This is a genomic window from Thermaerobacter subterraneus DSM 13965, assembly GCF_000183545.2.
Classification (GTDB): Bacteria; Bacillota; Sulfobacillia; order Thermaerobacterales; family Thermaerobacteraceae; genus Thermaerobacter; species Thermaerobacter subterraneus.
Window position 1 is genome coordinate 417,892 of sequence record NZ_JH976535.1, and the last position, 22,661, is coordinate 440,552.

Below are 22,661 nucleotides of genomic sequence, written 5' to 3' on the forward strand. Positions count from 1 at the left end.
GCCGGGGCCGGGTTCTACCGCGCCGCCGTGCCCAGGGCGGAGCGGGCGGCCAGCACCCGCTCCCAGGCTTCGGCCGGCAGGGGGCGGTCGAAGCTGCGCAGCTCGGCCAGGCGGAACCCGTGCTGGCGGGCCAGGTCCTTCAGCCAGAGGATGGTCTCCAGGTTGAGGTCGGCCCCCAGGCTGGTGTGCCGGTAGTGGTGCTCCAGGGCCAGCATCATGGTCTCCGCCATGCAGGCATAGACCAGGCCGCGTTCGAAGCCGAAGTTCCACCCCATGGACGGCCGGCCGGGCACCTCGATGACGCCGCCGTCGATCACCAGCACGTCGGGCCGGGCATCGCCCACCTCCCGGCTGACGTTGGGCGGCCGGCTCAGGTCGCACACCACCGCTCCGAACTTCACGTTGCGCGGCGTGACCAGGTGGGCGGTGCTGCTGGTGGCGGTCACCACCACGTCGGCCTGGGGCAGCATGGCGTCCAGGTCCGTGGTGACGACCAGGGGGCACCGCCCTGCCGCCAGCCAGGCTTCCAGCCGGGGGAGGAAGGCCTCGGCGGGTTCTGCGGGATCGGGCCAGCCGCCGAATTCCACCAGGACCTGCGCCAGCGGGCCCAGGGGCCGGCCCGAGGCCGCCAGGCTCAGCACGTGGCGGGCCAGATCGGCCGCCACCCGCAGCAGCCGCCGCCGGCTCTGCTCGGGCCGGGCCGGGTTGCCGATCAGCACCAGCCGGCGCACCTCACCGGCCAGCAGCAGGGCCGTCGCCCGCCCGATGGCGCCCGTGGCGCCCACCACGGCCACGGTTCCCTGGCCAAGGGGGAAGCCCAGCCGGCGGCTGGCTTCGGCAATGGCCTCCACGGCCGCCACCACGGTGAAGCTGTTGCCGGTGGTCAGGGCGACGCCGGCGTCCCGCAGGTGCAGCCCGCCCCGGGTGACCACCGAGGTGTAGGCGCCCAGCCCGACGATCCGGGCGCCGTTCTCGCGGGCCAGTTCGATGGCTTCCTCGATCTCCGCCACCGCCTCCGCCTGGGGCATGGCCAGGAACTCGTCGGCGGTGCGGGGGACGGCGTAGAACTCGCCGTAGGCGGTGGCCCCGGCCGCCGAGACCACCCGGGTCCGGCCGATGCGGAAGGGCTTGAGGAGGTGATTCCAACGACCGGCCAGCTCTTCCAGCTCCGCCCGGCTGAAGGCGGCCAGGCTGGGATCAAACTCCGGGTAGTTCTCCAGGTCGACGGGATGAACCAGGAAGGCAAAGCGCCCTTCCCGGGGATCGCCGCTGGGGGCCACCGCCTCTTCCGGCTCGCGGGAGCGAACCGCCAGGAGGGCAGGCTGGTGGCGGGCGGGCCGGTCCACGGCCTGCCCGGTCGTCGCCTGCGGGCTGACCAGGTGCCGGAGCAGGGCAGCGGTGTCATCCCGGTCGATGAGTTCCACCACCCGCTCGATGGCGGCCAGGGCGTAGTCGCACTCCGCCCGGGTGGCGATGAGGGGCGGCTCGATGCGGATCACGTCGGCACCGTTCAGGGTCGGGGCGACCCGCAACCCCTCCACGTTGAGCAGGTACGAGGCGATGACCGGGGTGAGCAGCTCCTGCTCGCCCATCACTCCCAGCAGGTTGCCGGGGAAGGCCTCCCGGTCGACCCCGAACTGGATGCCCAGCATGAACCCCCGCCCCCGCACCTCCCGGATCACCCGGGGATGGCGCCGCTGGATGGCCAGCAGGCCCTGCCGCAGGTACTCGCCGGTCTCGGCCACGTGGCGGACCAGGGCCTGTTCGTCCCGGGTCAGGAGGTCCAGGGCGGCCAGGCCGGCCCGGCAGGCCAGGGTGTTGCCCGCGAAGGTCGAGGAGTGCTTGGTGGCGAACTCTTCTGTATACACCTCTTCGGTGCACAGCACGGCGCCGATGGGCATGAGGCCGCCGCCCAGGGCCTTTGCCAGGGTGATGGCGTCGGGTGTGACGCCTTCCGCCTGGCAGGCGAAGAGCACGCCCGTACGGCCCAGCCCCGTCTGCACCTCATCGGCGATGAACAGCACCCCGTGGCGCCGGCACACCTCCCGGGCCTCGCGCAGGTAGCCGGGAGGCGGCACCACGATGCCGCCCTCGCCCTGGATCGGCTCGACCAGGAAAGCGGCGTACTCGCCCGGCCGGGCCGCCAGCGCCCGCTCCAGGGCCTCCAGGTCGCCGTAGGGCACCTTGTCGAAGCCCTCGGCCGGGGCGAAGAAGGCGTCCTGATAGGCTGCCCGGTGGGTGGCGGAGAGGGCACCGAAGGTCTTGCCGTGAAAGCCGTTGTCCGTGGAGAGGATCCGCGGCCGGCCGGTGGCCGCCCGGGCCAGCTTGATGGCCGCTTCCACCGCTTCGGCACCGCTGTTGGCAAAGGTCACGTAGCGCAGTCCCGGCGGCGCCACCTCGATCAGCCGCCGGGCCAGCTCGCCGGCGGCATTCAAGAAGGACGGCTGGACGAAGGACGGCTCGCCGCGGTGGCGCGCCTCTTCCAGCGCCGCCCAGATCTCCGGCGGGTTGAAGCCGAAGGGCAGCGCGCCGTAGGCGGCGACGAAGTCCAGATAACGGCGGCCCTGGTCGTCCCAGAGCCAGCAGCCCTCGCCCCGGACAAACCGCTTGTCCATCTGGATCTGCTCGAGGAGCTCGGCCAGGTGGGGGTTGACATACTGCCGGAAAGGATGCATCCGGTGCCCTCCAATCCCGAAGAACCGTCTCCAGCTTGGAACGCTCTCCAGCCGGGTGCGCTCAGCCGGTGCGCCAGCCGCTCCAGCCGGTGCGCCAGCTAGGGAGCGGGCTCGCGCCCGCCGCGGTCGTCCCGCGGTAGCCGCAGCTGCCGGATCAGCTGGCGAATGGCTTCAGGGTCGACGAACCGGTCCTCGGTGATGGGCGACGTGCCGATCTGGATGCCCGTCACCCGGTCCGGCCCCAGGAGCGCTTCGACCAGCCGGATCCGCATGTCCGAGCCCAGGAAGATCAAGTGGTCCAGTTCCCGGGCGCGGGCGATGAGGGCCATGAGATCGTTGAGCAGGGCGGCGCCGCTGCGTTCCCCGATGAAGCGCCGGCGCTCCTCCTCGGTGAGCAGCCAGACGAAGTCGACACCCTCGCTGCGCGCCACGTCTTCCAGCGCCTCGCGGTTCCCTACGGGGAAGCCCACCAGGCCCAGCTTATGGCCCCGCCGCACCTCCCCCAGGCTTTCCAGGCGGGAGACCAGGGTCCGGTCGATGCCCAGCTCATGGGCCACGTCCTGCTGGGAGAGGCCGGAGGCGCGCAGCTCCAGGATGCGGTCGACCATCCGGTAGATCCGCTGCCGGTCGATCACCTTTTCGCCGACGCGCACCAGTTCCACGCCTGCGCCCCCCGCCGCCGCCCGCCCTTGTGCACAAATATGCGCACAGTCACCCTGAGTATAGCGCAGGACGGTGGTCCTGGGTATGCCTTTAGGGCGTGTCCGCACCGGCCCCGTGCTCCGGCCGGCCCGGTACTGGTCAGGCCCTGCGCTCAAGTCATGACCGCGGTCACTACCAGCGTGCTGCCATCCCCTCTACCATCGGAACCGGCGTGAACCCACAGCCGGGGAGTGAAGCGACCATGGCCCAGCCTTTCAAGCTCCTGGAGGAGCACCAGGATCCGGGCGGCACCGACCGGCACCGTGCCGGAGCCCTTGGATCCGCCGGTGGTGCGGAGGGGAAACCCCATCCAGGACCAGGGCCCGTGCTGGTGGTCCGGAACCTGGTCAAGCGGTTCGGGCGGAAGGCAGCGGTCGGCGGCATCTCCTTTGCGGTGGAACCCGGCGAGACCTTCGGGCTGTTGGGGCCCAACGGTGCCGGCAAGAGCACCACCCTGGCCATCATCGCGGGCCTGCTGAGGCCCGACGGTGGAGAAGTGGAGGTCGGCGGCTTCTCCCTGGCCGCCCGGCGCCGCGAAGCGCAGCGCCTGCTGGGGGTGGTGCCCCAGGACCTTGCCCTCTACCCCGAGTTGACGGCAGCCCAGAACATGGGTCACTTCGCGGCCCTGCGCGGCCTGCGGGGCGCGGAAAAGCGCCGGCAGATCGAAGAAGCCCTGCATCTGGTGGGACTGGCGGAGCACGCGGGCCAGCGGGTGGAGCGGTTCTCCGGCGGCATGAAGCGGCGGCTCAACATCGCCATCGGCCTTCTAGGGCGCCCACGCCTGCTGCTCCTGGACGAACCCACCGTGGGCATCGACCCCCAGTCCCGCCGCCACATCCTGGAGGCCATCCGGAAGCTGGCTGCGTCCGGCATCGCCGTCCTGTACACCAGCCACTACATGGAGGAGGTCGAGTTCCTCTGCCGGCGGGTCGCCATCATGGACCACGGCCGGATCATTGCCCAGGGGCCGCTGGACGAGGTCCGGGCCCTGGCGGGTGATGCCGCCATCCTGCGCCTGCCGTGGGACCCTGTGTACGTTGACGCGGATCCCCAGGCGGTCGCCCGCCAGCTGGGCGTCCCCGTCGAGGTGACGGGCGGCGAGGCCCGGTTCGTCCTGCCTGGGGGGCCGGAACAGGCAGCCCAGGTGGTCGCGGAACTGGTTCGCCGCGGCATCCCGCTGCGCGGGATGCGTGTGGAAACGCCCGACCTGGAGACGGTGTTTCTGGCCCTGACGGGCCGGGCCCTGCGGGATTAGGGGGTTTCGGCCATGGACGGGTTGCGACAGGCAGGTCTCATCGCGGCCAACCAGCTGCTGCGCTTCGTGCTGGACTGGCGGGGCGTGCTGATCCTCTTCCTCCTGCCCCTGGCCTTCAACCTGGTGCTCGGGATAAGCCTGCGCCAGGCCTTCACCCCCGAATTCCGGCCCGAGCGGCCCTACCGGGTGGCGATCGCCGCGCCGGCCGGCCACCAAGCGGCGCCGGCAGTCCTGCAGGTCCTGGCAGCGGGGGAGGCGGACGGCTGGATCGAGATCCAGAGGGTGAAATCAGGCGAGGCCGCCGTGGGAGCGGTCCGGCAGCGCCGGGCCGATGCGGCCCTGATCGTGCCGGCGGGGTTCCCCCAGGAGCCCCTCAGGGTCATCGCCGAACCCGGGACGGTACCGGCCTCTGTGGTCGAGACCCTGGCCCGCGAGGCCGCGGCAGCGGCTGGGTCCGGCCCTGCCGGAGAGGCCGGTGGCGCCGGCGGGGGGGACAGCGGCCGCCCAGTGCCCGTCGACCTCACCATGCAGCCCGCACCCCCGCCGGCCGGTGGAGAGTCGCCTGGCAGCGGCGCGCCACCCGAGGTGGGTGCCATGGCTTATTACGCCGCAGGTATGGCCGTCATGATGCTCTACCTGGCGACCCGCGAGGGGACCAGGGCCTACCTGGCCGACCGCAGCACCGGCGTGTACCTGCGCGTCCGTGCGGGAGGAACCGGCCGCGCCGCCTACCTGGCGGGCACCTTCGCCGGCAGCGTGGCCACGGGCCTGGCCTTCATGGTGGTCATGGCGCTGGTCACCCGGTGGCTCTTCGGGGTCCACTGGGGCCACCCGGGGGGATGGATCCCCCTGACCCTGGCCGCCACTCTGGCGGCCGCAGGGGTCAATGCCGTCCTGGTGGGGCTTGCCAGGTCCCCGGAGGTGCTGGAGGGTGTCAGCATCGCCCTGGCCCAGGTGCTGGGGTTCTTCGGCGGGTCGATGATGCCCCTGTTCATCTTTCCCGAGATCCTGGCCCGGCTCTCCCGCTTCGTTCCCAACCGGTGGATGCTGGACGGCTTCCTTGAACTCATGGCCGGCGCAGGACCGGCAGCGGTTCAAGATGAAATCCTGCGCCTCACGGCGGCGGGGGCGGCCTTGCTGATGGTGGGGTGGGCCCTGGACCAGCTCCTGGCACGATTGGTGGGGGAGGGGTGAACCGTGACGCCGGATGCGGGCAATCGCCACCGGGGTGCCACCTTGCGGCGGGTAGCGGCCATTGCCGCCACCACCACGCGCCGGACCCTGCTGCGGCCGCTCAACCTGCTGTGGCTCCTGATCGTCCCTCTGTTCTTCGGCGGTGTGATAGCAAGCCTGTTCGCCCCATCAGACAAGCCGCCGAGGCTGGCGGTGGTGGTCGAAGATCAAGGGACTTGGGTGGGTCCGTTGCTGGACGGCCTGTCCGCCACGCCCATGAACCTGCAGCGCCTGGCACGGGACGAAGCCACCGCGCGCCTGCACCAGGGCAGGGAGCGGGTGGTGCTCCTGATTCCCGACGGCTTTTCCCGGTCGGTCGAAGCAGGCGTGCCGCGGCTGGAACTCTGGTACGCTCCGCGGGCCGAGCCCGGCGCAGAAATCGCTAGGATCCGGACGGTAGCGGCCGGCCTCGTTACCGGAACGCCCGCGGGTCCTCTGTCGTTGGTGGTCAAAGCACCGCGGCAGGCAGCCGCGGCGGGCGACTTTGCGCTGTTGCGCACGGTCTACGGGTTCTACGTCATGTTCGCCCTGGTCTCCCTCATCACCCAGGCGGCCGCCCTGCACCGGGAACGGGAGCTGGGCACCCTGTCCCGCTCGCTGGTGGCGGGGGCCACCTACGGCGAGATGGTGGCCGGCCACGCCCTGGCGCTGTTCCCCCTTGGGCTGTTGCAGGCGGCGGCCATGGTGGGCGTCACGGCGCTGGGCGGTGCTCCGTGGTTCGCCGCCGGCCTGCCGGCCCTGGTCCTGGTCTTGATCGCACCTCTGGTGGCCGCATGCGGCATCGCCCTGGCGGTGGCAGGGTTCACCCGCACGTCGCGGCAGATCAACGCGGCCGGCTCGCTGGTGGGCACCATTGCCGCCATGCTGGGCGGCGCGTTCTGGCCTCTGGACGTGGTTCCGGTGTCCCTGCAGGAGGTGGCGCGGCTCAGCCCGGTGTATTGGGCGTTGGACGGATTGCGTGAGGCTTTCGTCTTCGGTGGCCCGGGTGCGGCCCAGTGGCCGGCGGCGGCGACCCTGGTGCTGATGGGGGTGCTGGCGGGGACGGCCGGTGTCCTGGGACTCCGCCGCTGGGCGGCTTAGCCGGTACCGAAGGTCACTGCGCAGGGCCGCCGGCGGCGGGGGGCGCAACGGGGGCCCGGAGCTTCCCACCACCGAACCGTTGCGCGCCGTGCCGGGCGCGCTACGCCGGACCAGGTGGGGACGGCGGGGGGAGCGGGCGTGGATCCGTGGAAAACCGGCGAACAGGATGGGTGGAACGACGCGGGGTTCCACCTGATCCGCCTGGCCCTTTTCGCCGCCGGCACGGCGGTGTGGCTGCTCAACCGCCCGCAGCCGGCACCGGGCGTGGCGGTGGCCCTGGCAAGCGGGCTGGTGCTGCAGGTGCTGGCCGAGGCGGCAGGGGGTGCGCGGGCCGGCAACGCCGGCTGGGACCCGCGCCGCTGGACGGCGGTGGCCGCCTGGGCGGGTGCGCTGGTCCTGACCCTGTGGGCTTCCACCAGCGGGGGCGACGCGGCCCTGATCGGGACGGTGGCGGCGGTGCTCATGGGGTCACCTACGGTGATGGGTCGGGGTGCGGCCCGGTGGGTCAACGGGGCGGCCGCCGTCGCCACCACGTTCGTGGCGGCGCAGGCATCCGGGCTGCAGGCCGCGTTGTTAGGCGGGGCCGTTCTGCTGGTGGCGGGTTGGAGCGGCGACATGCACGCGTCCTACCGGGCTGAGCGGGAACGGCTGCAGCAGGTGGTGGCCGGGCTGGCGGCCGCCCAGGACCGGCTCGCGGAACTGGCGGCCCGCAGCGGCGAACTGGGCGCGCAGCGGGAGCGGGAAGAACTCCTGGGTACCCTGCACGATGCCCTGGGGCACGCCCTGACGGCCCAGTTGCTGCAGGTGTCCCTGGCCCGCCGGTTGCTGTCCACGGAGCCGGAGGCTGCGGCGGCCTGCCTTGAGGCCGTCGAGGCGGGGCTGCGCGATGGGCTCGCCCAGGTACGGCAGTTGCTGCGCCGCTCCCTCCACCCCGGCCGCCTTCCCCTGGCTGCCGCCGTCCAGCGCCTGGCTGGCGACTTCGGCGCGGCCAGCGGTGTCCAGGTGGAGGTGGTGTTCGATCCCGATGCCGCCAGCGTATCCGACACCGACCCCGCAGTGACCGGTGCCGTCTACCGGGCCGTCCAGGAGGCCCTGACCAACGCCGCCCGCCACGGCCAGGCCCGGCACGTGCTGGTCTCCCTCACCGCCACAGGGCGGCGCCTGCGCCTGCGGGTTCAGGACGACGGCCTGGGAGCGGCCGAACTGGTTCCGGGGGTGGGGCTCACCCGCATGACCCGCACCGTCCAGCGGCTGGGTGGAACCCTTCGCTTCGAGACGCTGGCAGACCGGGGTTTCGCCGTCGAGATCACGGTCCCCCGCCGCGCGCCCATGGTGGTTGCGGGGATGACCGGCTCGGCCGGGGAAGCAGGGGATGAACAATGATTCGGGTGCTCCTGGCGGAAGATCAGGCTCTTGTGCGGGACGGTTTGCGCCTGCTGCTCGAACTCCAGGGTGACCTGCAGGTGACGGCCGTGGCCGACGGGGCGGAGGCGGTGGCCCGGGCTGCAGCTGCATCCTTCGACGTGGCCTTGCTGGACGTGCGGATGCCGCACATGGACGGCATCGCCTGCCTGCGGCGGCTCCAGGCCTTGCGGCCCCAGATGCCCGTGCTGATGTTGACCACCTACGACGACGACCGCCTGGTGCGCCAGTGCCTGGCGGCCGGTGCCGCGGCTTACCTGCTCAAGGACATGGCGCCGGAGGATCTGGCCAATGCCATCCGCCTGGTCGTATACGGTGGAGGGTTGATCCCGGGGGATCTGGCCGGAGTCCTGGCCCGCGCCGCGTCCACCGGTTCCGCGGCGGGAGGAACGGGCTCCGACATGCCACCGGGCCGTGGTGCTGGCCGCGTTCGGCGGGATGCCGGCACGCCCACCGGGGCCCCGCCGCCGTCCAGCCGCAAGGACGCCCTGTCGCGTCCCGCCCCGGCCGAGCAGGGCGAGCCCTTGACCCCGCGGCAGGTGGAGGTCCTCCAGCTCCTGGCCCGGGGGGTGTCCAACCGGGAGATTGCCGCCCGGTTGCACCTGTCCGAAGGCACCGTGAAGAACCTGGTCAGCGAGATCTATGCCCGGCTGCAGGTGCGGGATCGAGTCCAGGCGGTGTTGCGCGCCCGGGGCTGGTTGGGGCCGGGCGGTACCTCAGGGCGCTGACGCGATGAAAAGGGACAAGACAAGCCGAAGGCCGGCAGGCTCCCGGGCAAGCGGTGCCCGGGAGCCTGCCGGCCGCCATGGCCTTGCACCACTTGTGCACCCACTTACTCCATCGGGTGGCTGAAGTGCATCTCCACGTGCTCGATCTCGTCGCCGTCCAGCACGAAGTGGGCGGCGGGCCCGGTGATGCGGATCACCCGGTTCTGCAGGTCGAACTCCGTGTCGCCGATGTGCAGCTCGAACTTGCGTCCGGAGGCCAGGGTCACGATGACCTCGCCCCAGCGCTCCAGCTCGGCCTTCACCTGCTCCATCCGCATCCTTTCCACCTCCTGGGTCCCAGAGGGTGCGTCGGCGGCGGTTGCGCCCCCCTGGACCGGTTGTTGCTCGGGCCCCGACCGATGGGGACGAACCCGGCCAGGCCCTCTCCCCGCCCTTTCCTGACGGTCGCCGCCGGTGCCGGTGCCGGTAGTCGTCACCGCCGGCCGGGCAGGATACCGGGCGGCGCGGTGCCGGGCGCTTACACCGGACCCTTCGCCGGCGCCGGGTCCAATTCCGGCACCGGTCTCGCCAGCGCCAGGTCCGCTGCCCGCATCAGGGTCGCCGCCCCGCCCCGTTATGGTAAAGGATAACATGCGCACCCGCGGCGGGTGAAGAGGCCGCCCCGGTGCGGGCGGGCGCTCGCGAACCAGCGCAACGGGGCGTGGCGGGACATTCCCTGCCGGCCCCGGCCGCGCCGGGCGCATGGTCGTACGGGGCGGCGCCGCTGGCGGGGAGGCCGGCGGGAGCGGCGGTCCTTCTCGCGCCATCGTCCTTTCCCTCCGGCACCAGGGGTACGTCCATAGCAATCCCGGCCGCCGGGGGCGCCATACATCGCGGAGCTGTTGCACGCCTTGGCCGGGGCATTCAGCGGGCGCGAGAAGCATCAGGACATGGAGACACAACGGAGACACAACGCCCCGCCGCGCACCGGAACCGGCGCCGCGGCGGGGCGTTATCCGGTTGATTCCTGCGGTGGCTTAACCTTGTGGCCCCAAGGGGAATCGAACCCCTACCTCGGGCTTGAAAGGCCCGCGTCTTAACCACTCGACCATGGGGCCTAGAACCTGCGGTCCCCCGCAACCGGCGACGGCTGCCGGCCGGCGGCTGCTGGCGACCCTACGGCATTATAGTCCCCTTTGCGTCCCCCGGCAAGGCAACCACCGGTGGCGCAGGCAGCCTGGCCCACCACCAGGTGCCGGCCTGGCCAACGCAACCCGGCACCGTGGTGCGCAGCGCAGCGGGCTCCACGGTTCGCTGCGCAGCGGGCTCCCGGCAGGGCCCTCCCGCGCGGTGGCGGTGTACGAGCAGGCTTTTGCCAGCGGGCGCCGGCCCGACCCGGGCGCGCCGACCCGCTCCGGGCGCGCGGACCTGCTGCCGAGGAACCGCGGGCCGGGCCCCTACGGCAGACCGGCCTCGCTTGGGCAACGCACCGCGAACCCGATACCGCGACCGGCTTCCGGCAGGCCGGGGCGGCTGCGCAGGGCGCCTGGTGGGATTCGAACCCACAACCCACGCCTTATGAGGGCGCTGCTCTGACCGTTGAGCTACAGGCGCACGGCGTCAAACAACCAGGGGTTGCTGCTGGTGGATGCAGGGCGATTATACCACACGGGCCCTGGCAGCCGGGACTGGCTGGCCTCGCCCCGGACCGGGGCGAACCGCTGGCGTGCGGGGCGATTCCGGCCGTCATCGGACCGGGCGGCGCCAGGCCGGCAGCGCCGGGAGCCTCAGGTGCGCCGCGTGCGGCCCACCGCGGCCGTGACCGGCGGGGCCCGCTCCGTTCCGGGACAGGGGCCGGGCGCACCGGCGGCCGTCCGGGCATAGCCTCCCCATACAGGCACCGCGGGCGCCACCGGCGTCCGGCGGCGCCCGTTCCCGTGCCCCGAGACCGGCTGGCCTTCGAGTTCATCCAGCGTGGGGAGGAGAGCGGCTTCCATGCCCAAGGTCTATCTTGACCCCGGCCACGGCGGCAGTGATCCCGGCGCCGTGGGCAACGGCCTGGTGGAAAAGGATATCAATCTGGCCATTGCACGCCGGGTGCGCGTGCACCTGGTGCGCCACGGGCTGGCCGTGCGGATGTCCCGTACCGGCGACCAGACCCGGCCGCTGCGCGCGCGCACCGACGAGGCCAACGCCTGGGGCGCCGACGTCTACGTGTCCATCCACTGCAACGCCTACGTTGACGAGTCCGCCAACGGATTCGAGGTCTGGCATTCGGTCCAGCCGGGTTCCCGCAGCCGCATCCTGGCGCGCTACCTGGTCCAGTGGCTCGACCGGCTCACGCCCCTCGCCAACCGCGGGGCCCGTTCCCGGGCGGGCCGCGGGGGCAGGGACTACTATCACGTGATCCGGGAATCCCGCATGCCCGCGGTCATCGTGGAGTGCGGGTTCATCACCAACCGGCGGGACGCGCGCTACCTGGGCTCCGCATCCGGCCAGGCGCAGGTGGCGGAGGCCATCGCCCGTGGGCTCCTCGAGTACTTCGGCCGGAACTGGATTCCGCCCGGTCCTCCCGCGGAAGAACCTGCGGCCCCGCCGGCACCGCCCGGTCAGGAGGCGGAGCAGCCGGAGCCTCGGGGCGTCTGGTACCGGGTGATCATCGGTTCCTTCCGGAACCAAGCCAACGCCGAGCGGCTGGCCCGCCGGGCCCGGGAGGCCGGATTCGACGTCTGGATCGACCAGGTTCGCCTTTGATCGCCGTCCCGGCAGGGATTCGAGGCCGTTCGACAGAACGAGCACCGAGACCCCTTGCCGGTCCACCGCCGGCCGTCGCGCTGGTGGGCGCGGGACGGTTCGACCCGGAGGAACCGCGGCTCCGCGCCGGCCGGGGGGCGGCCGGCGCCGGAGCCCGGTGCCCGCCGGAGGCGCGGGCGCGACCGGCGAGGGCGCTGCGCAGGCGCGGCGAAGGAGACCACCCGCATCATGGACCCCATCCAGACCGTGGATTCCCCGCGGTCCACCGTTCCGGTACGACCCGGGGACTTGCGAGCCGGGGATTCAGCGCGAGGGAAGGGCCAGGGGGACCGCCCGGCGGTGGTCCGGGCAGGCCCGGGCGCTGCAGCGCCGGCTCGGCCGCCGTCCCGGCAGGATACCGTGCCGGCGTTCGCCTTGCAGACCGGGGCTGTAGCGGGGGCCGGCCGCCTGGACGCCCCGGCCTGGTTCGCCCGCCTCCAGCGGCTGGTGCGCAAGCGGCAGGTGCGCATCCGCATCGACCGGCGGGGCGTGGTGAACCTGTACCGGCAGCGGGCCCAGGTGGAACCCGCCCTCTACCTCACCTTTCTGGCGCAGGGATATGCCCACGTGCTGGCGGCGCTGCTGGCGGCACTGGCCGGGTTCTTCCTGTTGCGGGAACGGGCGTGGCAGGCGGGGCTGGCCGCGGCCACGGGGGCGGCTGTGATCGAGCTGGGTGCGCAGCTGGCCCGCTGGCGCCGGGAGCGGCGGTGGGTGGCCGGGCTGCGCCGCCGGCTGCTGGAGGACCCCGTCTTCTTCGCCCAGGCGTATGAGGACGGCCTCTTCGCCCTCCAGCGGGGCCGCCGCCTTTGCAGGTATCCCCGGCCGTGGCAGGGCATCTTCGGCGTGGAGGATGCGGTCGCCGAAGAGGAAGTCACGGTGGTGGTGCGGCGGCCGGCACCGGCAAGCGGCCCGCCGGCACGGGGCTCGATCTCCGTGGCACCTCGCACCACCATGCCGGCGGCCGGCGCCGCCCCTCACGGCCACGGGGCCGCTGCCCCTCAGGGCAACCGGCCTGGCCCCCCTCAAGGCGACCGCCCTGCCGCCCTGCCCGGGGGCCGGGATCCCCGCGGGCCGAGCCTGGGGTCAACGGGCGCGGCTCCCTGAAGTCGCCGCTCCATGGATCTCAGCCCCATGACGGGGGATCATTCCGCCGGCCCCTCGGGGGCCGATAGCGCCACTGCGCCCGGCTGCGGAGCGTCTCCCCACCGGCTGGCCAGCTGGTACAGGCCACCGGGGTACACCCGCGGCAGCTCCTGCTGCACAATGCGGCGCAGGAGGGTGCGGGCGGTACCGTACCGGGATGCCAGCACCGCCAGGGTCCGGCCCAGATAGGTCGTCCCGGCACCGCGGTGCTGGGCGGCGTACTCGTAGAAGCGGCGGCCCTCCCGCTCCAGCTCGCCCTCCGAGTAAGGCAGCACCGGCACGGCATCCGGAGTCTCCCTCCCGGTACCCGTCCTTCCGGTGCAACCTTCCGTGGCCCGGTCCCGATGCCGGCCGTCGCCCGGGCGGTCACCGCCCCGGGCCGGGGTCGGGTCAGCCGCCGCCCGCCCCGCCGGCCGCGGCGGAGAGGGTGGCGCCGGCTGGGGCTGGGCGGTGCCCCCTTCACCGGCCGGAAGGGCAACCGATGACAGGAACAGCGTGAGGTCGCCCAGGCGCCGGTATATGGACAGCCGGTCGGGTTCGGCCGCCAAAAGCGCCACCTTGTTCAGGGCGGCGAGATCGACCTCGGCCAGGGGCAGGCGGTACTGCCGGCTGCCCAGGGTGAAGGCGGCCATCCCCGGCGGAGTGTAAGCGAAGGAAGCCAGGAGTTCCGCCAGGTAGTGAACGGTCCAGGGCGATTCCAGCAGCGCCAGGACCGGCCCGCTGCGCCCGGGTTCGGTGCAGGGTCCGCTGGTCGCAGGCGCAGCACCCGGCCCGTCAAGGAGCATCAGGTCGTCGCCGGCGCCGCTTCCGGCCCCCGCCGGCGGCTCCTGGAGGACCGGCTCGTCGCCGGAGGGTGCCGGATCTCCGGCGCGGGCCCGTTCCTGGATCCGGCACTGGTGCAGCAGGAGGGAGAAGAGCAGGTAGGGGCTGATCTTCCGGGCGGCGTCGCCTTCCTGCAGGGCTTGATGGGTGCGGCCGTCCTCCAGCGCCCGCTCGATGGCCTCACCGCCGTCCCGCAAAAGCCGGGCGATGCGGTCGCGGGCGTCAGGGCGCGGGGAAACGGCCGCCGCGAGGAACCCGAAGTCGGCGTCGGTGAGGTGTTCGAGCGGGAGCAGGCTGGCGGTCACCGCCGATCCCTCCTACCCTATTTTAATCCAGGCGTAGCGGCCCTTGCCACCGCGGTCGACGGGATACGAAGGGTGAGACGCGCTTGATTTGGGTTTTCGTAACGTCGTGGCCGAATAGCGAGGTCATTCACGGAATCTGCGGCATATATCCGCTCCCAGGCCGTGGCCGTCCGGCGGGGCCGGCCCGAGGGGAGGGGAGCCCGGGCCTGCCCGCCCGTTCCCGGAACGAGCCGGCCGCCGGAACCACCAGGGCGCCCGAACCGGCTCTACCGCCGGCGACGGCGGTCTCCCAGGCGATCCCCGGGACATCCCGCGGCCCGGCACTTGGCCCAGCGGCACGGCGGGGTGGGGAGGCCGCCGCGGCACCGGCTGGATCCCCGCCCCCTGCGCTGCCGGCGGCGATGCCCCGCCAGGACCCGGGCTTGCCGGCCGGCAAGCCCCACGGCCCGGGGCAGCCGGCCGGTGGGGTTTACCGCGATTCGCCGCCCGGACCCGTCGTTCCTGCTGCCCCGGGCGCGTCCCCGGTGGAAACAGCGGGCAATTCGGCCCTGGGTGCGCCCGGCGGCTGGGCGGGCCTGACCGCGGCTGCCGCCGCTGCCGCCCGTCCGGATCCGCCCTCCCGCCCCGGGGCGACTTCGCGGTCATCCCGCTCGCCCCGAAGGGAGGTGGCCGGGGGTGCGGGCCCGCCACCCAAACCATGGACCCTGGAGGTCGAGTGGGCTTTACCCCGGGCCGGGCGCTGGCGTGTGCGGGCCGCCGGTATGGGAGGGCGGGTTTATTTGGACCTGGCGGTGGAGCCCCAGGTGGCCGGCATCCTGGCTGGGGTAGGCCTGGACGCGCAAACCCTCTGCCGCCTTCTGGCCGGCGCCGGGTTCGACCCCGCGGGTGCTGGAGTGCGCGCCGTCCACCGGGACCGGCGGTAGGGGCCGTGGGGGTAGGCTTCCGTGGATAGACTTCGCAGGGTGCCGGTTCGCTGCGCCCACCCCGGGCATCCTTGCGCCGGGCTAAGGAGTGGGATACCTTGAGCGAGACAACGGAGCCATCCCGGCTTGACGGGGCTGAACCCCCGCCCCAGCGGGCGGCGGCCGCCCTGCGGTTCGATCCCGGCACCGATCCGGCCCCCCGGGTGGTAGCGGCCGGTTTCGGCACCATGGCGGAAGCCATCCTGCGCCGTGCGCGGGAGGCGGGGGTGCCGGAGGTGACCTCGCCCCTGGCGCCGGTGCTGGCCCGGGTGCCACCGGGCCAGGCGATCCCGGCCGCACTGTTTGAAGTGGTGGCCCGGATCATGGCCCTGGCCCTGGAACTGGACCGGCAGATGGCCGGGGGCCTGGCGGGCCGGGCCCGCGGGCCGGATCTGGCGGCGCGCTGGGGCCTGGCCTCCGGGGCGGATTCGCCGGCTGGGGCGGGTTCGTCCGGCGGGGCGGGGGCTCCGGCGGGAAGCCGGTCCGGACCGGTACGGGGAGGGGGCGGGTCCTGGGACACGCCTCCCGGCGGGTCTGCTCCGCCGGGACGCCCCGATCCGGACGACGGGAGGAGCCAGGCGTGATCCGACCTGTGCGGTATGAAGGCGGTGTGGTCCATCTCCTCGACCAGCGCCGGCTGCCGGCGGAGGAAAGGTGGCAGGCATGCCGGTCGGTGGAGGAGGTGGCCCGCGCCATCGAGACCATGGTGGTGCGGGGAGCGCCGGCCATCGGCATCGCGGCGGCCTTCGGCGTGGCCTTGGCGGCGGCTGGGGCGGCGCGGGGACGGGGCGGAGGGGCCCTGGAACCGGGGGGCACCCCTGGCGAGGGGGCGGGCCTCGAGGAGGTCGTCGAGACTGCCCTGCGGCGCCTGGCGGCCACCCGGCCCACGGCGGTCAACCTGCACTGGGCCCTGGCCCGGATGGAAGGCCGGTACCGCCAGATGCGGTCGGCCGGCGCAGGCCCGGACCAGGTCGCGGCCGCGCTGGAAGCCGAAGCCCGGGCCATTCAGGAGGAAGACCTGGCCATGTGCCTCCGCATGGCCGAGCACGGCGCCGCCCTCCTGCCGGAAGGGGCCCAGGTGCTCACCCACTGCAACACCGGGGCCCTGGCCACGGGCGGCCACGGCACGGCCCTGGGCGTGATCCGCACCGCCTGGCGGCAGGGGCGGCTGCGCCACGTGTGGGTCGACGAGACGCGGCCCGTGTTGCAGGGCGCCCGCCTGACCGCCTGGGAGCTGCAGAAGGAAGGCATTCCCCACACCCTGATCGTCGACGGCGCGGCCGCGGCGGTGATGGCGGCCGGGCGGGTCGACGCCGTGCTGGTGGGCGCCGACCGCATCGCCGCCAACGGGGATACGGCCAACAAGATCGGGACCCGCATGCTGGCCGTGCTGGCCCGTCACCACGGGATTCCCTTCTATGTGGTGGCACCCTGGTCCACCGTCGATCCCAGCCTGCCGTCGGGCGACGGCATCCCCATCGAGGAGCGAAACCCGGAGGAAGTGACGGGCTTCGGCGGCGTCCGGTGGGCACCAGCGGGCACACCCGTCTTCAACCCGGCCTTCGACGTCACGCCCGCCTCCCTGATCACCGCCATCGTGACCGACCGCGGGATCTTGCGCCCGCCCTACATCGAAGCCATCGCCGCCCGGGCCCGGCGGGACGAACCCGGCCGCGGCGAGGCCGCACGGTGGGGCCGGAGCCCAGGCTGCTGACCGACCCGGGATGCCAGCAGGCCCCTGGTGGCAGCCTCCTGGTCACGTCCTGGTCCCGTCGCGCCGGCCCGGAGCCGGCCGCCGGCGGGCGGCTCCGGGGGTATGGGCGGCGTTAAGGGCGCACCGGGCCGCCGTCAGCGCCGGTTCGTCCCGGCGATCCGCCCGGGGCGCGAGGCGGCGGGCGCGAGAAGCCCGCCGGCCCCGCCGAACAGGGCCAGGGCGGCCGTCGCCAGGTTGACGGCCATGGAGATGCCGTGCAGCGGCCCAAAAGCGGCCGTCCCACGGGCGGCATGGGCGGCCGGCAGCACCGCTTCCCGGTTGACGATCACCAGCGCCAGGGCCATGAGCCCCGCCGCCAGCCGCCAGCCTGCCCCGGGAGCGTCCGGGCCGCCGGGCTGGCGGCGCTGGCTGCGGAACTCCATCCAAGCGGCCAGGGCGGCGACCAGGCCCAGGACCTCTCCCAGCCGGAAGTAGCCCGGGAAGAGGGTGGCGACGATGGTGCCGAAGTCGCCGGGGAAGGCGCGGGTCAGGGTGGGCGTCAGGATGAACGTGTAGTAGACCATCACCCCGAACCAGGCGACCATCAGAAAAACGTACAGGTTGCGCCAGGCCCTTGCCATGAAAGTCCTCCTTGCCACCCGCCCAATCCGGTGCGGGGCGTTCCACCCGGGATCCGCCTGCCGTCCCGCGGCTCGCGGCGCGTGGCTCACGGCGCAGGATAGGCCACGGTCACCAGCACCACGCTGATCAGGGCGAGCACGAAAGGTCCAGGCGCCCGCCCCTCCACTCGCCGGCCGGCGGCCACGCTCATGTGGGCCAGGACGGCCGCGGCCAGCATCAGGGCAGGGTGCTGCCAGCCCACGGTCCCGAAGCCCAGCGTCACCAGCAAGATGATGCCCAGCAAGGCCTGCAGGTCGAACAGGCCCACGGACAGGCCTCCCACCAGGCGATGGGCCGGCAGGTCGCGCCCGGCCAGCAGCCGGTATCCCGTCCAGATCACCCGCATGACGGCGAAGGCGAACACGATGGGTCCCAGAAAGCCGTGGACGAACGCCAGGTTGGCCAAGGTCGTCCCTCCCGTGAGCTTGGTTTCTCACCCTCCCGCCCCGGCGGCCCCGGCCGGGCGGTGCCCCCTGCGGTGCGGTACGGGGCAGGGTCCGGTTGCCGACCCGCCCGGGACGGGCGGGGCAGACCGGCGGACAAGCGCCGTGGTACCATGGTACCCGGGTTTCGGCACGGGAGGAACCGGTTGCCGGCCCGAAGGGAGAGGGGGTGCCCCGATGGAACGGGGCTTTGAGGTGGCAGGCGGGCGGCAGGGTGATGGCGATCCAGGGGGAGAGCGGCGTGGGGAACTGGCAGCGGTTCAGGCCTTCTTCGGCCGGCATGCGGAGGCGTACCGGCAGAGCCCGGGGCACCGGGCCGGGGCCGACCTGTTCGCCCTGGTCGCGGCCCTCGACCCCCAGCCCCACCAGCGCTTGCTGGACGTGGCCACGGCTGCAGGTCACACCGGCCTGACCTTCGCACCCCAGGTGGCGGAGGTCGTGGGCCTCGATGCCACCCCGGCCATGGCGGAGGCCTTTGCCCGGGAGGCGGAAGCCCGGGGAGTGCAGAACGCCCGGTTCGTCACCGGCGATGTCCACGCCCTGCCCTTTCCGGAGGGGTCCTTCGACCTGGTCACCTGCCGGCGGGCAGCCCACCACTTCGGCGACGTGGTGACCGCTGTGGCCGAGATGGCCCGGGTCCTCCGCCCCGGCGGCCGCCTGGGGGTGGTGGACATGACGCCGCCCGCCGATCCGGAAGCAGCTGCCCTCTTCAACGATCTGGAGCGGATCCGGGATGCCTCCCACGTCGAAGCCCTGACGCCGGGCCGCTGGGCGGGCGTCTTGGAAGGGGCCAGGCTTGAGCTGGAACGCCTGGAGGTCCTGGTGGAGCCTATGCCGCTGGATCGGTGGCTCTATCCCGTCGCCCCGGAGCCGGGGGTGCTGGCCCAGCTGGAAGACCGCTGGCAGCGGGATGAAGCGGCCGTGCGGGAGCGGGTGGTGACGCAAGGCCCCGAAGGATGGGTCTACATCAAGCGGCGGGTGCTGCTGGTGGCCCAGAAGCCCTGACGGCGCGAGACGACGCAGCGGCGGGACGCGGCCGGCGGGCGCCTGGCACCGCCGGACCGCCGCGGGGACGCCGGGCCTGCCGCCGGCGACCGTCCCGCCCGCCGACGGTTTCCGGTCCTCCTGCCGGCCCGGGGCGGGCCGGCAGGAGGCGCTCCACCTTCTGCAGTCGCCTCGCCATGGGCCCCCAGCGGTGGTGGAAGCCGCGGCGGGCCGGCGCAGGGCCCGTCCACCGGCTCAGTACATGGACTGGACCTCGATGCGGCCCTCGTCGTCGTAGATGTAGAGGGCGCCCTCTTTCTCGTCCCGGGTACGCTTGTGGGAACCGTCGCAGAAGGGCTTGTTCTTCGACAGGCCGCAGGCGCAGATCCAGATGCTCTTCTCCGCTCCCTCGGGCCGCACCTCATAGGGGCGGTTGCGATCGTGGCGGACCAGCCGGCTCACCGGTCGCACCCCCTTTCCCGCAACTCCCGGCGCCTTCCCGGGCGTTGCCGGAGATGGCGCCGGTCCTTGCCGTTCCTTGGCTTGCCACCAGTTTCACCCGCAGGCCATGCGGCGTCAACCGGCCCACCGGCCCCGGGTCCGGCCACAAGCGGCCGGGCCGGGTTCGTCCGGCCCGGCCCGGCCGCCCGCCATGGAGGGCCCGCCGGCTGAGGCCCGCAGGCCCCGGAGGGATCAGCCGGCCGGGGAGGCCACCGGCGCCCGGCCGTCCTGGCCCCGTCGAGCCAGGATGTCCCGCACGACCGCCTCTTCCACGGCCTTGTTGACCGCCCGCAGGCGCCGCGGGATGAAAAAGGCATCGATCAGGGCCCAGAAGCCCAAGCCGCCCAGTGTCACGGTCATCAGGATGCCCTGCCAGACCGGCCCCAGGTAATAGCGGTGGCCGCCCAGGCCGCCCAGGAAGAGCCACAACAGCCAGGCCACCACCGCCGACTTCTGGCGCCGCTCGATCTCCAGCCGGGCCACCTGCAGCTCCCGGTCGGTCAGGTCGTAGAGATCCGCCACATCTTTCCCTCCTTCCCGGCCCCCGTGGGGCGGGACGCCCCGGCAGCGACCGGATCCCCCCGCATTCCCGCCGGCTGCCGCTCCCGGGCGGGGACGGGCCGGCCGGAGGCAGGTGTTCCTTCCCGGGTCATCCGGGGGCACGAAAACACCCTATTCGAGCAGGGGGGCCTCCCCTGCTATGCCGGGGCGCGGCCGCGACACGGGTGTGGGCATCGGCGGCCGTGGGTACCGGAGGATAACCGTGCCACCGCGGGCGCACGTTACGCCCGGGAGGTGTCGCCATGACCGCAGGCTGGACGTTGCTGCGGGAGCTGGCGGAGGCGCCGGGCGTCTCCGGCTACGAGGCTCCGGTGCGGGAGGTGCTGGCCCGGCATCTGGGGCAACTGGCCCCCCGCCTGGAGACGGATAACCTGGGCTCGCTGATCGCCGAGCGGCCCGGAGGGGCCGCGAGGCCGCGGGTCATGCTGGCGGCCCACATGGACGAGATCGGGTTCATGGTGAGCCACATCGACGAGGGCGGGTTCATACGGTTCCAGCCCATCGGCGGGTGGTGGAGCCAGGTGATGCTGGCCCAGCGGGTGCGCATCTACACGGCCCGCGGGCCGGTCACCGGCATCATCGGCGCCAAGCCGCCCCACATCCTGCCGCAGGAGGAACGCAGCCGCCCGGTGGACATGCGGGACATGTTCATCGACGTGGGTGCGACCAGCCGCCAGGAGGCCGAAGGGCTGGGCATTCGCCCGGGGGACCCCGTGGTGCCGGCCAGCGCCTTCGAGCCCCTGGGGCCGCCCGGGGCCTTCCTGGCCAAGGCCTGGGATAACCGGGCCGGCTGCGTCATCCTGGTGGAGGTGCTGCGCCGGCTCGCTACGGTGCCGCACCCCAACACCGTCTACGCGGTGGCCACCGTCCAGGAAGAGGTGGGCCTGCGCGGGGCCACCACCAGCGTCCGGGCCGTGGCGCCCGACGTGGCCCTGGTGATCGACACCACGGTGGCCACCGATACGCCGGGGATCGACCGGAGCCGCCTGCCGGCTTCCTGCCGGATGGGTGGAGGGCCGGCCATCTCCCTTTACGACGCCAGCATGATCCCCCACCTGCGGCTGCGGGACCTGGTGGTCGACACGGCCCGCGACCACGGCATTCCCATCCAGTTCGACGTGATGCCGGGCGGCGGCACCGACGCCGGCAAGATCCACACGGCCTCGACGGGCGTACCGACCCTGTCCATCGGCATCCCGGTGCGCTACATCCACAGCCATGGCTCCATCCTGCATCTCTCCGACCTGGAACAAGCGGCCCGGCTGATCGTGGCGGTGATCCAGCGCCTCGATGCCGGCACCGTGGAGGCGCTCCGGGCGATGGGCCCGGCCCGGACGGTGGAGCCGCCCGTCCCGGGCACTCCGGCCATGCCCGCCGTGCCCGCCGCGCCGCCCGCGGTGCCTGTCGGGTGGGCCATTCCGCCCGCGGCACCTGCCGGATGGGTCGCGCCTGTTCCGCCGGCACCGGTACCGCGCTACGGGCACCCCCCGGCACCCTGGCCGGGACGATCCAATGGATGGCCTGGCCGGCCGGCACCGGCCGCGGCATCATGGCAATAAATGTAAGGCAAGCTGCCACGTGGCAGGAACGGTTCCCCACCGTGCCGAATCCCGTCGCGAGAACGCGTCTGGACAGGCCTCCGGCGGCCGGTCCGGAGGAAGCTGGGAGGGATGGGCATGCGGTGGCGGTTCACCGTGCGGAGGGCGGTACCGTTCCTGGTCCTCGCGCTGGTGGCGGCGGTGCTGGCCGGCTGCGGCGGCACCGGCACACCGGCCGGCAGCGGCGGCGGCAGCGCCCAGGGGGGCCAGATCCGCATCGCCACGGGCGGGACCGGAGGGGTGTATTACATCTACGGCGGGGCCATGGCCGACGTGTTGTCCAAGCACCTTCCGGGTGTCAACGCCGTCGCGGAGGTCACCTCGGCATCGGTCGACAACATCCTGCTCCTGGCCCAGGGCGACGCCGAACTGGCCTTCAGCCTGGCGGATACCGCCTACCTGGCCGTCCAGGGACAGGACCCCTTTGACGGTCCGCAGCCCGTGAAAGCGCTGGCCGTCCTCTACAACAACTACAATCACCTGGTCACCCGGGCCGATTCGGGCATCCGCACCCTGGCGGACTTGAAGGGGAAGCGGGTCTCCACGGGCGCCCCCGGCAGCGGCACCGAGGTGACGGCCCTGCGCATCCTGGAGGCGGCGGGCCTGGACCCGGACACCGACGTCCAGCGGGAGTTCCTGGGCGTCCAGGAGTCCGCCGATGCCCTGCGCGACGGCCGCATCGACGCCTTCTTCTGGTCGGGCGGTTATCCCACGGGCGCCGTGAGCGACCTGGCGAACACGCCGGGGCTTGACATCTACATCGTGCCCATGGGCGAAGTGGTGGACGACCTGGTCCAGAAGTACGGCGCCGTCTACGTTGAAGACATCTTCCCCGCCGGTGCCTACAGCGGTGACGTGAAGGAAGACACGCCCACCGTCGCCGTGCCCAATTATCTCCTGGTCCCTGCCGGCATGGACGAGCAGCGGGCCTACGACATCCTCAAGACCCTTTTCGAGCACAAGGACGAGCTGGTTGCCGTCCACCCCGAGGCCGAGAAGCTCACCCTGGAGAACGCCGTGACGGGCCAGGTGGTGGAGTATCACCCCGGTGCCATCCGCTACTACCAGGAACAGGGTGCCTGGAACCGCTGAGGCCGCACG

At 73.0% G+C, this 22,661-nt stretch carries 21 protein-coding genes and 2 tRNA genes; 13 read left to right on the forward strand and 10 right to left on the reverse strand.

Features of this window, described 5'->3' with window-relative positions:
• Positions 1 to 14: 14 nt before the first annotated feature.
• Both THESUDRAFT_RS01925 and THESUDRAFT_RS01930 read right to left on the reverse strand, forming a co-directional pair.
• A complete protein-coding gene (locus tag THESUDRAFT_RS01925; RefSeq protein WP_006903020.1) occupies positions 15 to 2,675 on the reverse strand; it encodes an aminotransferase class III-fold pyridoxal phosphate-dependent enzyme in 2,661 nt (886 codons plus the stop codon).
• Between the two features lie 98 nt (positions 2,676 to 2,773).
• Positions 2,774 to 3,337, reverse strand: coding sequence for a helix-turn-helix domain-containing protein (locus tag THESUDRAFT_RS01930; RefSeq protein ID WP_006903021.1), 564 nt, complete (start codon positions 3,335 to 3,337; stop codon positions 2,774 to 2,776).
• Positions 3,338 to 3,579: 242 nt separating this feature from the next.
• Between THESUDRAFT_RS01930 and THESUDRAFT_RS01935 the strand changes: the two genes are divergently transcribed.
• The 5 genes from THESUDRAFT_RS01935 to THESUDRAFT_RS01955 all read left to right on the forward strand — a co-directional run bounded on the left by THESUDRAFT_RS01935 (position 3,580) and on the right by THESUDRAFT_RS01955 (position 9,095).
• The gene (locus THESUDRAFT_RS01935) at positions 3,580 to 4,632 is read left to right on the forward strand and encodes an ABC transporter ATP-binding protein (RefSeq protein ID WP_006903022.1); all 1,053 of its coding nucleotides are present in this window, start codon (positions 3,580 to 3,582) and stop codon (positions 4,630 to 4,632) included.
• Positions 4,633 to 4,644: 12 nt separating this feature from the next.
• Complete coding sequence (locus THESUDRAFT_RS01940; RefSeq protein ID WP_006903023.1) at positions 4,645 to 5,826, forward strand: ABC transporter permease; 1,182 nt, start codon at positions 4,645 to 4,647, stop codon at positions 5,824 to 5,826.
• Between the two features lie 3 nt (positions 5,827 to 5,829).
• Positions 5,830 to 6,945: an ABC transporter permease gene (locus THESUDRAFT_RS01945; protein WP_006903024.1), complete on the forward strand. Its 1,116-nt coding sequence runs from the start codon at positions 5,830 to 5,832 to the stop codon at positions 6,943 to 6,945.
• A gap of 138 nt (positions 6,946 to 7,083) precedes the next feature.
• Positions 7,084 to 8,328, forward strand: coding sequence for a sensor histidine kinase (locus THESUDRAFT_RS01950; protein ID WP_006903025.1), 1,245 nt, complete (start codon positions 7,084 to 7,086; stop codon positions 8,326 to 8,328).
• Positions 8,325 to 9,095, forward strand: coding sequence for a response regulator transcription factor (locus THESUDRAFT_RS01955; protein WP_006903026.1), 771 nt, complete (start codon positions 8,325 to 8,327; stop codon positions 9,093 to 9,095). Before THESUDRAFT_RS01950 ends, THESUDRAFT_RS01955 begins: the two co-directional genes overlap by 4 nt.
• Before the next feature lie 104 nt (positions 9,096 to 9,199).
• Here the strand turns inward: THESUDRAFT_RS01955 and THESUDRAFT_RS01960 are convergent, their stop codons facing one another.
• From THESUDRAFT_RS01960 to THESUDRAFT_RS01970, 3 genes are all read right to left on the reverse strand, one after another.
• Positions 9,200 to 9,412, reverse strand: coding sequence for a hypothetical protein (locus THESUDRAFT_RS01960; RefSeq protein ID WP_006903027.1), 213 nt, complete (start codon positions 9,410 to 9,412; stop codon positions 9,200 to 9,202).
• A 708-nt stretch (positions 9,413 to 10,120) separates the two neighbouring features.
• Positions 10,121 to 10,192, reverse strand: a tRNA-Glu gene (locus THESUDRAFT_RS01965).
• 423 nt (positions 10,193 to 10,615) lie between these two features.
• A tRNA-Ile gene (locus THESUDRAFT_RS01970) sits at positions 10,616 to 10,688 on the reverse strand.
• Between the two features lie 381 nt (positions 10,689 to 11,069).
• On the opposite strand from THESUDRAFT_RS01970, the gene THESUDRAFT_RS01980 reads away from it, so the two are divergent.
• Together THESUDRAFT_RS01980 and THESUDRAFT_RS01985 are read left to right on the forward strand one after the other, a co-directional pair.
• Positions 11,070 to 11,828 carry an N-acetylmuramoyl-L-alanine amidase gene (locus THESUDRAFT_RS01980; protein ID WP_006903028.1) on the forward strand — a complete coding sequence of 253 codons (759 nt, stop codon included), beginning with the start codon at positions 11,070 to 11,072 and terminating at the stop codon, positions 11,826 to 11,828.
• A 399-nt stretch (positions 11,829 to 12,227) separates the two neighbouring features.
• Complete coding sequence (locus tag THESUDRAFT_RS01985; RefSeq protein WP_040826167.1) at positions 12,228 to 12,971, forward strand: hypothetical protein; 744 nt, start codon at positions 12,228 to 12,230, stop codon at positions 12,969 to 12,971.
• Between the two features lie 38 nt (positions 12,972 to 13,009).
• Here the strand turns inward: THESUDRAFT_RS01985 and THESUDRAFT_RS01990 are convergent, their stop codons facing one another.
• Positions 13,010 to 14,137 (reverse strand): hypothetical protein, encoded by a 1,128-nt coding sequence (locus THESUDRAFT_RS01990; protein WP_006903030.1) that lies wholly within the window; start codon positions 14,135 to 14,137, stop codon positions 13,010 to 13,012.
• A 779-nt stretch (positions 14,138 to 14,916) separates the two neighbouring features.
• Between THESUDRAFT_RS01990 and THESUDRAFT_RS13165 the strand changes: the two genes are divergently transcribed.
• The 3 genes from THESUDRAFT_RS13165 to mtnA all read left to right on the forward strand — a co-directional run bounded on the left by THESUDRAFT_RS13165 (position 14,917) and on the right by mtnA (position 16,813).
• Positions 14,917 to 15,060: a hypothetical protein gene (locus THESUDRAFT_RS13165; protein WP_006903031.1), complete on the forward strand. Its 144-nt coding sequence runs from the start codon at positions 14,917 to 14,919 to the stop codon at positions 15,058 to 15,060.
• Between the two features lie 98 nt (positions 15,061 to 15,158).
• The gene (locus tag THESUDRAFT_RS02000) at positions 15,159 to 15,683 is read left to right on the forward strand and encodes an EscU/YscU/HrcU family type III secretion system export apparatus switch protein (RefSeq protein WP_006903032.1); all 525 of its coding nucleotides are present in this window, start codon (positions 15,159 to 15,161) and stop codon (positions 15,681 to 15,683) included.
• On the forward strand, positions 15,683 to 16,813 hold the full coding sequence (mtnA, locus tag THESUDRAFT_RS02005; protein WP_207635431.1) for an S-methyl-5-thioribose-1-phosphate isomerase: 1,131 nt from the start codon (positions 15,683 to 15,685) through the stop codon (positions 16,811 to 16,813). The genes THESUDRAFT_RS02000 and mtnA overlap by 1 nt, the downstream gene beginning before the upstream one ends.
• 134 nt (positions 16,814 to 16,947) lie before the next feature.
• Here mtnA and THESUDRAFT_RS02010 read toward each other — a convergent pair whose 3' ends face one another.
• Both THESUDRAFT_RS02010 and THESUDRAFT_RS02015 read right to left on the reverse strand, forming a co-directional pair.
• Positions 16,948 to 17,433, reverse strand: a complete 486-nt coding sequence (locus THESUDRAFT_RS02010; protein WP_006903034.1) for a DUF4149 domain-containing protein — start codon at positions 17,431 to 17,433, stop codon at positions 16,948 to 16,950.
• Positions 17,434 to 17,519: 86 nt separating this feature from the next.
• Complete coding sequence (locus tag THESUDRAFT_RS02015) at positions 17,520 to 17,879, reverse strand: hypothetical protein (protein ID WP_006903035.1); 360 nt, start codon at positions 17,877 to 17,879, stop codon at positions 17,520 to 17,522.
• Between the two features lie 214 nt (positions 17,880 to 18,093).
• Here THESUDRAFT_RS02015 and THESUDRAFT_RS12005 point away from each other — a divergent pair, with 214 nt between their 5' ends.
• The gene (locus THESUDRAFT_RS12005; protein WP_006903036.1) at positions 18,094 to 18,921 is read left to right on the forward strand and encodes a class I SAM-dependent methyltransferase; all 828 of its coding nucleotides are present in this window, start codon (positions 18,094 to 18,096) and stop codon (positions 18,919 to 18,921) included.
• A gap of 234 nt (positions 18,922 to 19,155) precedes the next feature.
• Here the strand turns inward: THESUDRAFT_RS12005 and THESUDRAFT_RS02025 are convergent, their stop codons facing one another.
• A complete protein-coding gene (locus tag THESUDRAFT_RS02025; RefSeq protein WP_006903037.1) occupies positions 19,156 to 19,362 on the reverse strand; it encodes a CDGSH iron-sulfur domain-containing protein in 207 nt (68 codons plus the stop codon).
• Positions 19,363 to 19,593: 231 nt separating this feature from the next.
• The gene (locus THESUDRAFT_RS02030) at positions 19,594 to 19,923 is read right to left on the reverse strand and encodes a TM2 domain-containing protein (RefSeq protein WP_006903038.1); all 330 of its coding nucleotides are present in this window, start codon (positions 19,921 to 19,923) and stop codon (positions 19,594 to 19,596) included.
• Between the two features lie 281 nt (positions 19,924 to 20,204).
• Between THESUDRAFT_RS02030 and THESUDRAFT_RS02035 the strand changes: the two genes are divergently transcribed.
• Positions 20,205 to 21,521 (forward strand): M42 family metallopeptidase, encoded by a 1,317-nt coding sequence (locus tag THESUDRAFT_RS02035; protein ID WP_006903039.1) that lies wholly within the window; start codon positions 20,205 to 20,207, stop codon positions 21,519 to 21,521.
• 111 nt (positions 21,522 to 21,632) lie between these two features.
• The gene (locus THESUDRAFT_RS02040; RefSeq protein ID WP_242823205.1) at positions 21,633 to 22,652 is read left to right on the forward strand and encodes a TAXI family TRAP transporter solute-binding subunit; all 1,020 of its coding nucleotides are present in this window, start codon (positions 21,633 to 21,635) and stop codon (positions 22,650 to 22,652) included.
• Positions 22,653 to 22,661: the final 9 nt, after the last annotated feature.